The following is a 12,438-nucleotide window of genomic DNA, read 5'->3' on the forward strand; positions in this document are numbered from 1 at the left end:
CCCTACACCCTACCCCCACGAAAAACTTTTTGCCGCAAACCCTAGTTATACCCAATTTCCCAGCTATTTTGGCCCGCGATTTTAGATGCAAAAACCTTTAGCATGGCATTGGCGATCGCTTCCTCTGCATCAGCGCACTGGTTCCGAGGTTTTTGCCTGCTTATTCTGCCAAGATGCGATCGCTACCTTACTAGAAAGTCCCCATCCGGGTAATTCCCTCTCCCGTTACTCTCTTTGTGCTGGTTCCCCGCGTCAGCTTTGGACCCCCGCATTAGGGGAAATTTTGCCCTTTTTAAGCAGTTTACTCCCCCAAACCCGATGTGATCATCTTCCCGATCATCTTCCTTTCCATGGTGGTTGGTTGGGGTGGTTAGGCTACGATTTAGCTTGGGAAATAGAAAAATTACCCGACAGGAAAGCTGATACTCTCCCTTTTCCCGTCGCTTATTGGTATGAACCGGATAGTTTTGCCATTCTCGATCACCAAGCACAAATTCTCTGGTTAGCTGCCACTAAACCCGAAGATTTAGATAAATACGAACAATCTTTAACCACTAACCCCGATTTTGAGTTTATCGATCCCCATCCCTCTCCCTTAATCTTTTATACTTCTCAACTCGACTACGAAAAAGCTGTTAAAAAAGCCCTAGATTATATCAGAAAAGGTGATATTTTTCAAGCAAATTTATCCCTAAGATTTCAAAGCACAACTAGGGCAAAAGGATGGCAAATTTATCGCAGTTTACAACAGATAAACCCTTCTCCTTTTGCCAGTTATTGGCGCACTCCTTGGGGCGAAATGATTAGTTGTTCTCCTGAAAGATTGGTCAAATTAGAAAGGGGAATAGCCAGCACTAGACCGATCGCTGGAACTCGTCCCCGGGGTAAAACCGAGGCACTCGATCGACAATTGGCCGAGGAACTATTAACTAATAGAAAAGAGCGGGCCGAGCATATTATGCTAGTGGATCTAGAACGTAATGATCTGGGTAGAGTTTGTGAATGGGGATCGGTTTATGTGGATGAATTACTGACGATCGAGCGTTATAGTCATGTTATGCACTTGGTCAGTAATGTTCAAGGAAAATTAGATAAAAAGTATCATGCTATTGATTTAATTAAAGCTCTTTTCCCCGGGGGAACAATTACCGGTTGTCCGAAAGTTCGCTGTCTAGAAATTATCGAAGAATTGGAACCAGTGCGACGCAATTTATTCTATGGTTCCTGTGGCTATATTGACAGCAGAGGTCATTTAGATTTGAATATTCTCATCCGTACCCTATTAATGACTAATCAAGGGAATTTAAACACCGTTTGGGGACAGGTGGGAGCGGGAATAGTTGCCGATAGTGATCCCGAAAAAGAATGGTTAGAATCCCTTCATAAAGCTGAGGCACAATTAATCGCTTTACGTTCTTTTTAATTTTTGATTTCAACAAACTAACCTAAGTAGGTAGGCATTAAAAATTATCAGATGCCCCCCTTATGAAGGGGGGATTAAGGGGGGATCGGCACCCCCCTTATTAAGGGGGATCCCCCCGCCTTTGGCTTCCCCCCTTATCAAGGGGGGCTAGGGGGGATCGAACCTAAAATCCATGTTTAATTTAATTATAACCAGCTACCTATTGTTGCATCTAAAACCGATCTTTTTACTTTTTACTTAATCTGCTATTTTGTAGGATAGCTTCCGATCTTGAACCCTATTCATGAATCAAATTTCTATCGCTGTTACTTTTTTTCTTAGTTTAGTCTTGACCTCGCTTCCCTTTTTACTTTTGGGGGCAGCAGTTTCCAGTTTTTTGCTGGTTTTCGTCAATAAACAGCGATTAGCGGCGATATTTCCCCGTAATCGAGTCTTAGGAGCGATCGTTGGCAGTGCCATCGGATTAATCTTACCCGTCGGACAATACGGCACGATTCCCGTCGCTAGAAGATTCTTATTAGAGGGAGTACCCCCAGGGGTGGTGTTTAGCTTTCTCACCGCTGCACCTACCCTAAATATCGTCACTCTTTGGCTAACTTGGCAGACTTTCACCTATTCTAGTATTTTCTTCTATCGATCGCTTTCGGTGTGGTTAATGGCAATTGTTATCGGCACTCTCTTTAGTTTCTATCGGGAAAAACCCCGCACCGATAGCGAAATTCCCCTAGAATCGAGTTTGGTTCTTTCCGGGAGTTTTTTACCAGAGGAAGCAGCCAGTCAACCCCTGCAAAGAGTCGGCAGTCTTGTTTATGAGTATAAAACTAGAGATAGGCAAGCTTGGCCAATTTCTGTGCAGTTATTTCTCGATAACTTTATCGATGAAGCACTGGAATTAGGGGGATTATTAATTATAGGCTGTGCAATCGCTAGTGTCTTTCAGCTATTATTACCTCAGAGTCAATTAATTGCCTGGGGGAATACTCCCGTTACTCAAATTCTCGTGCAGTTGTTTTTTGGTTTCACCCTCGCTGTTAATGCCAGTCTTAGCACTTTTGTCCCCGGTTCTTTAATTACTAATCTGTCCGTGGGTTCCACTCTAGCTTTTTTACTGGTTGCTTCCCTCATTGATATTAAAGCTTTTATCCTCCTCCTATCAGCTTTCCGTCCTAAAATCGTCCTTTATTTCGGAATTTTATGCCTGTTAATGACTTTTTTAGTGGCTCTGATCCTCAGTTTTTATCTAGGTTAAATTCCTTCCGGATCAGAAAAATTTTCTCTTGACAAAAGCCCCTTGACATGATATTATATTCATAATGGAAAATCCGTGCGCCTGCGAACCCTATTTTCCAACGGTCTTAACTATGATTGATGTGATTATTGGATTGACTATGATTGGTTCATTCAATCAATCTTCATCTCTAATCCACTCTTAACTAGCTCCCTAATCACAGTCCATCATTCAATCATTCCAATCATAGTCGATGATTGGTGGTGGGTTACTGGACTAGGTAATAGGTGTAGGGGTAATTCATGAATTACCCCTACAATCGGCTAGATTTTTCTGGATGTTGTCAAAATTTTCTCTTGACAAAAGCCCCTTGACATGATATTATATTCATAATGGAAAATCCGTGCGCCTACAAGCCCTACTTTCCCAAGTATTTAAACTCTAACTCATCTTAATTCTGCTTGTCGGAGTTGCGACAACATAGTTTTATAGTTCTCACTCCACCCACCTACTGAGAGGTTCAATAAGCATCTTTTCGATGAATACTACTCAATATGATAATCAGCATTTCTTGATCTTGAATTTTGTAAATGATGCGATAATCCCCTATTCTAATTCGGTAGGTGTCATCATATCCTTTGAGTTTCTTGACTCCGCTAGGACGAGGTGTATCGGTAAGTAGTCTAATGGCAGTAATTAAGCGTTCGCGTTGTTGTTTGGGTAAGTTGTTTAGTTGTTTTTGAACTGGTTTCGGAATAATAACTCTGTAGTTCACCCTTGAGTTGCCTCATATTCTTCGAGGGTTAGATAGTCTCCTGCTTGATAAGCTGATTCAGAAGCGATTATGTTAGCTTGCTCTTCTTCTGTAATTTCTATTTCAGTATGTCGTTCTTTGATAAAGAGCAAAAAGTCAAGTAATTCAGTCAAAAGGGTGTCAGGTGTCTGCTCGATTTCTTTAATTAGTTGTTCTTTGAGTGTCATAGCTTTATCAGTAATCAGTAATCAGTCATCAGTTATCAGTGATTAATTCCATCATAGTCCATCATTCAATCATTCCAATCATAGTCGATGATTAGGTGGTGGGTTACGACGGATTGTTAGCTTGAACCCACATTCCGCACCCTACGTTTTACTTATCACTAGGTAATAGGTGTAGGGGTAATTCATGAATTACCCCTACAATCGGCTAATTCATGAATTACCCCTACAATCGGCTACGTTTTTCTGGATGTTGTCAAAATTTCTCTTGACAAAAGCACCTTGACATGATATTATATTCATAATGGAAAATCCGTGCGCCTACGAGCCCTATTTTCCCAAGCATTTAAACTCTAACTCATCTTAATTCTGCCTGCCGGAGTTATGGTGATAAGAAAGGATTATCGAAGAAAGGCAGTACACTATAGGCCACTACCGATTACACCAGGTGCAATGTAGGGGCGCAAACATTGCGCCCAAAATTTAACCCGTTTAGTTGTCCTGTTTATACCATTTTTCTAAAGTAATGGCAGAGATGGTTAATTCCCTCACCCCCAACCCTTCTCCCTTTTTGGGAGAAAGGAGTAGAATGTCTGCCACGAATAAAGAAAAATGGTATTATTTGACTTTTTAGATTTAGCTAGGTTGCGCTGGCAGAAAGCACCAAATCCCAATACACCTAAGCCGAAAATTGTGCTGGGTTCAGGTACTGTTATAGGAGTCATCTGAAAAGATGCCGTGGGAGTGTTAAATTCTATTTGCAATGGAAAAGCTGTTGGATCTCCCAGATCTACTAAAGGGTCAATTCCAGTAATTTTGAACCCTGGTACTCCACCACCAGGAAAAGTGGTAAAGTCCGCCACATTACCCGGACTGAATTGACCAAGGACTGTACCCCCAACAGAGACGGTAAAAGGGTTGCTAAAACCAGTGGGGAAGCCCAGAATCTTAGTAAATAAAGAACCGCCAGTCATGGCGTATTCAAAACCCTCAACGCTTGGCGGATCGAACCAAACTCCACTCGGTACATCTTCAAATGTAAAAGTACCACCATCACTATCATCAGGTAGAAAAGGCAAATCTTGAGAAACACCAGGACCGCTGAGACTAGAGATATAAACGGTCGTATCGTAAATCCCATCACTGGTATCAGCCACGATGAAAGTCAAGGTATTACCAGTACTATTGACAGGTCCACGGAAAGTTATAGGTAAGACTCCTCCTGGAGCTACTACTCCATCTAGTTCGGTACCAGGCCATGCAACAGCATTGGGGTGGTTTATATTGAGTGGTATGGTCGGCGAAGTGAAAGCGATATTAGTGCCATTGAGATAGAGTCCAAAGCCATCAATAAATGAAGAGCCTACGTACTCAAAGAGTTCCTCAGAGCCGAAGACGACTTGAAAGACGACTTCATCGAAACCGAGGTCTGCATTAAAGTTAATATCAAGCTGGGTGACATCGAAATGGTTAAAGAAACCGCCTGTGATTGGATCGAGTAAGCTTTCCTGTGCTGAGGTAGCCCAAGATCCATAATTAGTTGAGGTACTCCCAGAAAGATTCGGACCGTCTTGATAGTCTAGGACGTTACCAGTGCTGATAACAATACCTGGGTTTATACCATAGACTCCGCTTGCATTGGTGAAAGTCCCTGTAGAAAACGCACCTCCCGGAGTGGCGTGTCCGAATAAACCAAATCCCGTTACATGTATTCCTACCGAACCCGCAGTGACAGTATTGACTAAAGTGTTAACATCTGTCGTTGGAGTAATGACAATAGCTTGGCTAGGGGTTGTTGCTAGTCCAAGACCGAGAAGTATCATCCCCCCACCGATGGAGTTCTTGATGAGTTTTGCTAATTTCATGGTTGATTCCTCGAAACAGTTAGCTAAGGGACATCTTAGTAAACTGGTGTAATCAAACAATTACCTCAGTCATCAGCGCATCTTAACAATCCTTGACAAAATGAACTTTATGTGAGTTACCTACCCAGAGGATGTTCCAGGCATATTTGATTTGAGTAGAATTTGCCGTATCAAATGTTACAAAATAGACCAAATGGGTCGATTTCGTAATCCTTGTTATTGACCAGCATCATCTGAAATGCCCACAGGGCAATCGTTTCACAAAGTTGACTAAATTGTTAATAGCTTTTGAGATGCACCTCGACTTTACCTTTACCGTTCAAAAATGTCAACCCTAAACCTGAAATTTGTAACATTTATTTAGGGTTTGCTGAATAAGTCCCCAAGGCCAATCTAGAAGCCACACAGCTGGCAAAATGGTAGTTTCGTCGCTTAGTTTCTTAATTTTATTTGGCGCTCGCTCACGAAAGTGCAAAGGTTTTGAGTCCCTATTTCGATTTCTCAACGTTTGTTTCTTGCACTTTTTGGGGGAAAAAGCCCAAAACCCTTTTCTAGCTAAGCTTCCACTGATATTCAGCAAATTCTAAATAAATGATAGAACAGTTGTTCAACCATTAAGATTTTGTGATAATACTGGGTAAGTGTGATCTAAAGTACAGCTTTTTTTGGGAAAGTTTCCCTAGGGGTGCTGCCTTGGGTCGCCAATATGATAGAATGCTGGTAAATTGATACAAAACTTTACTTCAAGGTGAATCTATGCCGTTTACGATCGAATCAGCGCGGAGCATTTTCCCCAACACGCTATCAGCGGATGTGGTTCCCGCCACGATTGCGCGTTTCAATCAGCTGAATACCGAAGATCAACTAGCCTTGATTTGGTTTGCCTACCTAGAAATGGGCAAAACCATCACCGTTGCCGCCCCCGGCGCTGCTAGTATGGTATTTGCCGAAAAAACCATGAATGAGATTCGGCAGATGTCACCCTTGCAACAGTCGCAGGTGATGTGCGACTTAGCCAACCATGCTGACACCCCGATTTGTCGTACCTACGGCACTTGGTCTGCTAATATCAAACTGGGATTCTGGTATCAATTAGGACAATGGATGGAAGATGGTAGTGTTGCCCCAATTCCCAAGGGTTATGAACTATCTGCTAATGCCAGCGCCGTTTTAGAGGGGATTAAAAAATTAGAGTCGGGACAACAAATCACCGTTCTGCGGAATTGTGTGGTGGATATGGGCTATGATCCCAAGAAACTGGGCGATTATAACCGTATTTCCGAACCCGTGGTTCCTCCCCAAAATATTGCCGAACGGACTAAAGTTAGCATTGAAGGCGTTACCAATGCCACCGTCCTCAACTATATGGACAACCTCAACGCTAACGACTTTGATGTATTAATTGAATTATTCACCCCTGACGGCGCTCTACAACCACCCTTCCAACGTCCCATCGTCGGTAAAGAGGCAGTATATCGCTTTTTCCGCGAAGAATGCCAAAATTTGAAATTAATCCCCGAACGCGGTGTAGTGGAACCCGCCGATGACGGTTTTACTCAGATTAAAGTGACGGGAAAAGTACAAACCCCCTGGTTTGGTGCGGGTGTGGGTATGAATATGGCATGGCGCTTCCTCCTAACTCCTGATAATAAAATTTTCTTCGTAGCGATCGACTTATTAGCTTCTCCGAAAGAATTATTAAACTTTGCCCGTGGCTAAATAGCTACTGAGAGAAATCATTAAAAATTCTGATGAAATTTATTAGAGTTCCTTGTCAAGTGAACTCTTTTTTTTCTACAATTAAAAGGCTGACTTAAAAAAATTGGTAAATACACCGGTTTCTTCTCCGATCTAGGTAAGAATAACTAAACATCATTCTTAACAGGTGTCGGCGAAAAGAGTCGAGGTAGTTCAAAAATCCAAAATTATCATCCCTAAAACTAAAATCATGCCTATGAGTGAAATAATTTGGTCAGATACCGAACAAGAAATTGCTCAAACTGCTTTCCAAAAAGCCTATCAGCGCGAAACTAGCACTTTAATAGAACATATTAAAGAACAGTCTGGTCAGATCACGGTTTTAGATGATATATGGCAAATGCATGATTATCTAAGCGCCCGAAGACATCAGATTGATGGTAAATATGACTATCGCTATACTTCCCTAATTTTTGTCTTTGCTCAACTATTAAAGGAAGGATGGTTAAAGCTAGAAGATCTCAACGGTTTGGAAAAAGATAAACTAGCGAAAATCGCTGCTCTCTCGCGAATGTAAATTAATGATTAGCATTAAGCTATCAGCTTTCTGCTCCTAGTTGGGTGACTAAAAAATTCATCTCTAGATAATCAACACCGTCTTAAGTTTTTCCTAAGCGGCAACCAATTCCGCTAGAATGAGTCAATCATCCCGATCGCTTTTCGCTTGTTTTGCACCTTTGGTTTATGTTCAAAAATCTTTTACTTCCCCTAGGAATATCCATCTTTCTCGGTGTTTGTCAGTCTTTGTCAGCCGCCGAATCAGCTATCATCAAATACTACATCTTCCAAGGGTCCGTATCGGTATCAGAATTAAAGCAATTGAGCGAAACAGGCGAATTAGCCCCCGCTTTAGCGGCACAATTAAAGATGGCTAACCAAAAACCCGAAGAATTCCGCAAAATCCTTAATCGTCGGGTAGCGGTGGATGCCGTATTTCTTTCCAAATTTCTTAATAGTTTTTTTGGCGAAAGTTTGCTAGATTATGCGACTGAAATTGTCCATACACCCAATCGGACTGCTAGTCGGCAAGCTTTACGGGGTTCCCTAGTCACTTCTGCCATTAATGATAATGAGATTCAAATTATCGAAGTCCTCGCTAATTATCCCACCAGCGAGGTTCATGTGGATGGCAATCGTCTGCTGGATTTAATCAACCAAATTGAATCAGTATTGAAAAAAATGCCCCGTTTACCTTTCTGATCCCAAATCCGCCGTTCAGGTTTTCATGAATTGCGCTGTAAATTGAATAGATTAGGATAATCTAGTAATAATAATGACCACTTCTTTGTCTGAAAGGAAAACAGTTAGCGCCAAACCTTTTTTAAAGTGGGCGGGAGGCAAAACTCAACTGGTTCCTAATATTCTATCTTTGATTAATTCCCAGATTTCTCAAGATTGTCAGTTTAACTACATTGAACCTTTTGTCGGAGGTGGGGCAGTTTTATTCTCAGTCTTAAATAATTTTTCTCCTGTCCAAAAAGTTATTATTAATGACATCAATCCTGATTTAATCATGGCTTATAAGGTTATTAAAAATAATGTCAAAGAATTAATAGTCAAGCTTAAACAAATCCAGCAGGATTTTTATGAACTTAAAAATCTAGAGGAACAACAAAAGTTTTTTTTAGATAAAAGGATAGAATTTAATTCTCGTGGCTGTGATGAAGATATAGAAAAAACAGTTTTGTTATTATTTCTCAATAAAACTTGTTTTAATGGACTTTATAGAGTCAATAGCAAAGGACTTTTTAATGTCCCTTTTGGAAAATATGTCAAACCGTTGATCTGCAATGAAGAAAACTTATTAGCTGTCAACCATCATTTACAGAAAGTGACGATCCTACAAGGGGATTTTGTCCAAACCCTAAATTATGCCAATAACAAGACTTTATTTTATTTTGATCCTCCCTATAAACCGATTAAAAAAACATCAGCTTTTACCTCTTATACTAAAGAAAATTTTAACGATGAGGAGCAAATAAGATTAAAACAATTTATCGATCAAGTGGATCAGGCCGGTTATAAATTTATTTTAAGTAATTCCGACGTTAAAAACTTTGACTCTGACAATAATTTTTTTGATGATTTATATAAAGATTATAATATTCAAAGGGTAAAAGCTCGACGAAATATTAATTCCCAGGGCAATAATAGGGGAGAAATCTGGGAATTACTGATCAATAATTGACAAAAATTAAGCCTAACAGAAAAGACGACATGAATAAAAATATTTCTTCAAGAGATCGAGGGTGGCAAGCTGTATTCGATAGATATAACTTGCACGATCATGATTTTTGTAATCATCCTTATTTTATTAAGGCTGAACAGATTAAAGCAGCCACAAAACATTTTGAAACTACAGGGGAAAGAGAAGTAAGAATTTTATGTAAACAAGATACAAGAGAAAGCCGTCCAGAAGTTTTTAAAAAGCTAGGATTGTTTATTTTACCAGTCAAGAATGGAGAGTATGTGATATTAAAGGGCGAGGGTTATGTTGATATTCCTATCATAGAAACACCCATAGAAAATTATCAAACTTTATTAGATTTTCAATTAGAAACTTCTTTGATAGGTGATTCAGAAATGCAACATCTGGACTTCGCTTACGCATCGAGTCTAATTCGTCACTTTATCAAAGATAATAGCCTAGTATTAACCATTCGTGGTAGAAAATATACCCCTGAATTTACACTAAAAATTAATGATCATGTTCTTAAAATTAAAGGTGTACAAACAGAGGTGGATGCAGGATATGAAGGCAAGAACCAAATTGTCCTGATTGAAGCCAAAAACTTAAGTATAGACAATGTAATTATCAGACAGTTGTATTATCCATCTAGACAATGGCAACTGCATACTAAAAAGAAAATTGTTACACTATTTTTTGCTAAGAAATCAAATATATATTATTTATGGAAATTCGAGTTTGAAAATCCAGACAATTATAATAGTATTAAGCTGGTGGACTCAGCGAGATTTGAAATCATCAGCTAAATTTATCGTAGTTATCATATCAGTTAGACACAATTAACTCATTGTTGATTAAGCGTATCGTAATCTAGAATGTCTCTCATGAGAACACTAGAATAAATCGACCACTTTGATCTGCCAAAAACGCCCCGTTTACCCTTCTGAGTATGAATTTTATCTGCAATCACCCCTCGATCGAGCATTGTTTAAAACAACAATTAATTAATATTTTTACAGAAAACAACCATAAATTAACTTTCTATCGTTGCCTAAAAACTGATATTATCCTCTATCGCTCACCTCTGTTTTATTATTTTACTCCCGCTCAATGTCAAGCCATATTTAACCATTTAATCGCCCTTTTTCCACAAATTCAGCTTAGGGAAGGATGGCTAGAATTATTATTAGATCAGCAATTTTTGTCCTTTTGGTTACTAAAACTAAATGATTTAATTGATAAATTTTTCTCCGATCAGCTTCCTCTCCATCCCAGAGGAGAATTTTTCTTTTTATTTCAATACACTCACGCTCGCTATTCTAGTTGGTTACAACTGCTCAATCGGGAAAAAATTAGTTTAACCGAGCCAGAACTATTATCATGGCATCATCCCGCCGAAATAGCCCTAATCCTGCAAATTTTAACCGTTTGTGATTGTTGGGAAGGCCAGAAACTCTATCCCCTAACTGCGAATTTGTGCGAAGCGATGCTCAATTTTGAGCGTAACTGTCGCATTATTGGAGAATCAGCCCCAATTCAGAGATCGAGATTAATCCTGATTAGCGTCAGTCAAAAACTACTTAACCGTCTTCTCCGTCAAAAATGGCAACTGCTGCCAATGACGGAACTATAAAAATATTAACTTTTATGAATTTAGTGGACAAAACCATCAGCCTATGATAGATTTTAATTAGTGTGAGGAGCGAACCAGAATAGAGAGCCGAGACGAAACATGGACAGTCGCCGGCTCTCTTTCTGTTGTTCAGGAATTATCTTTTTCTTGGCGATATTTAATAAAAGTGGGCAAATCAACCCGAAAAGAGGAATATTTCGGGGAAGGAGAGATGATAGGTGCAGGCCAATCCCTGTCTTTCTTCTTTGAGGATTCTACTGGCTCAATTGTCTCTAATTCCGCTACAAACTCATCCATGGGAGCGACTTCATCGTTTTCTTGATTCTCTATCTGAGACCAAGGCTCGATCGCGGCTGCCTTGGCAACAATGGCTAAATCCGGGGGAGAATTGCGATCGCTACCGCGCTGGAAATACTGAGCCAAGGCCGCTTTATACTGGAGGGTGTAGCGTTGTTGACGTTGGAGACGGGTGCGTAATTCCTGCAATTGCTGGTCATAGTTGCACAGTTTTTGGCTTTTTTCCTGATAACTTTCCTGGATTAAGGCACATTCTCGCTCTAAACGGGCTAATTGTTGGCGCGTGCGGGTCAATTCTGCGGTCAAATTGGCAATAATCATCGGTTGCCGTTGTTCTGCTTGACGATACTGTTCGATTTCCCCTAAAGCTCGCTGTAATTGTTGCTTTTCGTATTGCAGTTCCTCGCTTTGCTGCTGGATTAGGGTATCGCAACTTTGCAAGCGACGATGTTGCTCGGCTAACCGCGATCGCAGTTCTGCGAGAGCTTGCTCCCGTCGCCAGATCTCCGCTTGTAATTCTTGATTTTGTTGACGTAAATGAGAGGATAGAGCCGGCCAATCTGTCTCATCTGTTGATTGACTCTCATGCTCGACAATTTCAGCAGTAATGACAGTATCCGCATGGGTGAGATGATCGAGGTACAGGTCGGAATTATCGTTCATAAAAGCCAAAGGATGAGGAAACCTAGAAGTTTAGAGACGTTAAAAGCCTTCTATCGTTCCAAAAAAAAATGGGAACCGCATTGTTAGAGACTGCCGCGCGGTTCCACTGCCGATCCTTGAGAGGAGAACACTATAAATAACTATAAGCTTATTAGGAATTTTTGTCAATACTTAATGAGAAATTTTTTCAATAAGTTCGAGGGGAGAGGGGAATCGACTAATTCCTAAGATAGCTGTAGTGCGGGTATCTGGCCCGGGGCCAGGGAAGAATTAGCCACAGCAAAATTGATACAAGCAGCGGTCGAGCGGGTTAGCGGCTCGATGTGCTTCAATAATCCTATAGTTTTTATTTTCCTTGTCGTATCATGCCACGTCCCCCGAAGAAAACCCCTAGCACCCCTGAAC

The 12,438-nt window shown here is 40.5% G+C and carries 11 protein-coding genes and 3 pseudogenes; 8 read left to right on the plus strand and 6 right to left on the minus strand.

All coding sequences use genetic code 11. The features are described from left to right. Positions 1–85 precede the first annotated feature (85 nt). Positions 86–1,423 (plus strand): anthranilate synthase component I, encoded by a 1,338-nt coding sequence (locus IQ242_RS06195; protein ID WP_193959377.1) that lies wholly within the window; start codon positions 86–88, stop codon positions 1,421–1,423. A 283-nt stretch (positions 1,424–1,706) separates the two neighbouring features. After that, on the plus strand, positions 1,707–2,672 hold the full coding sequence (locus tag IQ242_RS06200) for a permease (protein ID WP_193959378.1): 966 nt from the start codon (positions 1,707–1,709) through the stop codon (positions 2,670–2,672). A gap of 499 nt (positions 2,673–3,171) precedes the next feature. On the opposite strand, the gene IQ242_RS06205 is transcribed toward IQ242_RS06200, so the two are convergent. The 4 genes and pseudogenes from IQ242_RS06205 to IQ242_RS25885 form a co-directional block, all read right to left on the minus strand. Continuing rightward, on the minus strand, positions 3,172–3,426 hold the full coding sequence (locus tag IQ242_RS06205; protein WP_002760924.1) for a type II toxin-antitoxin system RelE/ParE family toxin: 255 nt from the start codon (positions 3,424–3,426) through the stop codon (positions 3,172–3,174). Then, positions 3,423–3,632: a DUF2281 domain-containing protein gene (locus tag IQ242_RS06210; protein WP_193959379.1), complete on the minus strand. Its 210-nt coding sequence runs from the start codon at positions 3,630–3,632 to the stop codon at positions 3,423–3,425. The genes IQ242_RS06205 and IQ242_RS06210 overlap by 4 nt, the downstream gene beginning before the upstream one ends. Positions 3,633–4,252: 620 nt before the next feature. Next, positions 4,253–4,342 (minus strand): annotated as a pseudogene (locus IQ242_RS25880) (PEP-CTERM sorting domain-containing protein); the annotation flags it as partial. A gap of 405 nt (positions 4,343–4,747) precedes the next feature. Further along, positions 4,748–5,494: pseudogene (locus IQ242_RS25885) on the minus strand (choice-of-anchor L domain-containing protein); the annotation flags it as partial. A 756-nt stretch (positions 5,495–6,250) separates the two neighbouring features. On the opposite strand from IQ242_RS25885, the gene IQ242_RS06220 reads away from it, so the two are divergent. The 6 genes from IQ242_RS06220 to IQ242_RS06245 all read left to right on the plus strand — a co-directional run bounded on the left by IQ242_RS06220 (position 6,251) and on the right by IQ242_RS06245 (position 11,073). Further along, positions 6,251–7,213 carry an orange carotenoid-binding protein gene (locus IQ242_RS06220; protein WP_193959381.1) on the plus strand — a complete coding sequence of 321 codons (963 nt, stop codon included), beginning with the start codon at positions 6,251–6,253 and terminating at the stop codon, positions 7,211–7,213. A 166-nt stretch (positions 7,214–7,379) separates the two neighbouring features. Then, a complete protein-coding gene (locus IQ242_RS06225; RefSeq protein ID WP_043996363.1) occupies positions 7,380–7,769 on the plus strand; it encodes a hypothetical protein in 390 nt (129 codons plus the stop codon). Positions 7,770–7,936: 167 nt separating this feature from the next. Then, positions 7,937–8,452 (plus strand): alpha/beta hydrolase, encoded by a 516-nt coding sequence (locus IQ242_RS06230; RefSeq protein WP_193959382.1) that lies wholly within the window; start codon positions 7,937–7,939, stop codon positions 8,450–8,452. A 73-nt stretch (positions 8,453–8,525) separates the two neighbouring features. After that, positions 8,526–9,440, plus strand: coding sequence for a DNA adenine methylase (locus IQ242_RS06235; RefSeq protein WP_193959383.1), 915 nt, complete (start codon positions 8,526–8,528; stop codon positions 9,438–9,440). 29 nt (positions 9,441–9,469) lie between these two features. Then, positions 9,470–10,246, plus strand: a complete 777-nt coding sequence (locus tag IQ242_RS06240; RefSeq protein WP_012265173.1) for a hypothetical protein — start codon at positions 9,470–9,472, stop codon at positions 10,244–10,246. A gap of 143 nt (positions 10,247–10,389) precedes the next feature. Further along, complete coding sequence (locus IQ242_RS06245) at positions 10,390–11,073, plus strand: DALR anticodon-binding domain-containing protein (RefSeq protein ID WP_193959384.1); 684 nt, start codon at positions 10,390–10,392, stop codon at positions 11,071–11,073. 129 nt (positions 11,074–11,202) lie between these two features. Here IQ242_RS06245 and IQ242_RS06250 read toward each other — a convergent pair whose 3' ends face one another. Beyond that, positions 11,203–12,033, minus strand: a complete 831-nt coding sequence (locus IQ242_RS06250) for a hypothetical protein (protein ID WP_193959385.1) — start codon at positions 12,031–12,033, stop codon at positions 11,203–11,205. Positions 12,034–12,257: 224 nt separating this feature from the next. After that, positions 12,258–12,438 (minus strand): annotated as a pseudogene (locus IQ242_RS25890) (hypothetical protein); the annotation flags it as partial.

This window comes from Microcystis sp. LEGE 08355, assembly GCF_015207185.1.
In the GTDB taxonomy this organism is placed as follows: domain Bacteria; phylum Cyanobacteriota; class Cyanobacteriia; order Cyanobacteriales; family Microcystaceae; genus Microcystis; species Microcystis panniformis.

Coding starts and splice junctions, on each gene's coding strand:
- IQ242_RS06195 (WP_193959377.1), top strand. CDS start 86: ATGCAAAAACCTTTAGCATGGCATTGGCGATCGCTTCCTCTGCATCAG.
- IQ242_RS06200 (WP_193959378.1), top strand. CDS start 1,707: ATGAATCAAATTTCTATCGCTGTTACTTTTTTTCTTAGTTTAGTCTTG.
- IQ242_RS06210 (WP_193959379.1), bottom strand. CDS start 3,632: ATGACACTCAAAGAACAACTAATTAAAGAAATCGAGCAGACACCTGAC.
- IQ242_RS06220 (WP_193959381.1), top strand. CDS start 6,251: ATGCCGTTTACGATCGAATCAGCGCGGAGCATTTTCCCCAACACGCTA.
- IQ242_RS06230 (WP_193959382.1), top strand. CDS start 7,937: ATGTTCAAAAATCTTTTACTTCCCCTAGGAATATCCATCTTTCTCGGT.
- IQ242_RS06235 (WP_193959383.1), top strand. CDS start 8,526: ATGACCACTTCTTTGTCTGAAAGGAAAACAGTTAGCGCCAAACCTTTT.
- IQ242_RS06240 (WP_012265173.1), top strand. CDS start 9,470: ATGAATAAAAATATTTCTTCAAGAGATCGAGGGTGGCAAGCTGTATTC.
- IQ242_RS06245 (WP_193959384.1), top strand. CDS start 10,390: ATGAATTTTATCTGCAATCACCCCTCGATCGAGCATTGTTTAAAACAA.
- IQ242_RS06250 (WP_193959385.1), bottom strand. CDS start 12,033: ATGAACGATAATTCCGACCTGTACCTCGATCATCTCACCCATGCGGAT.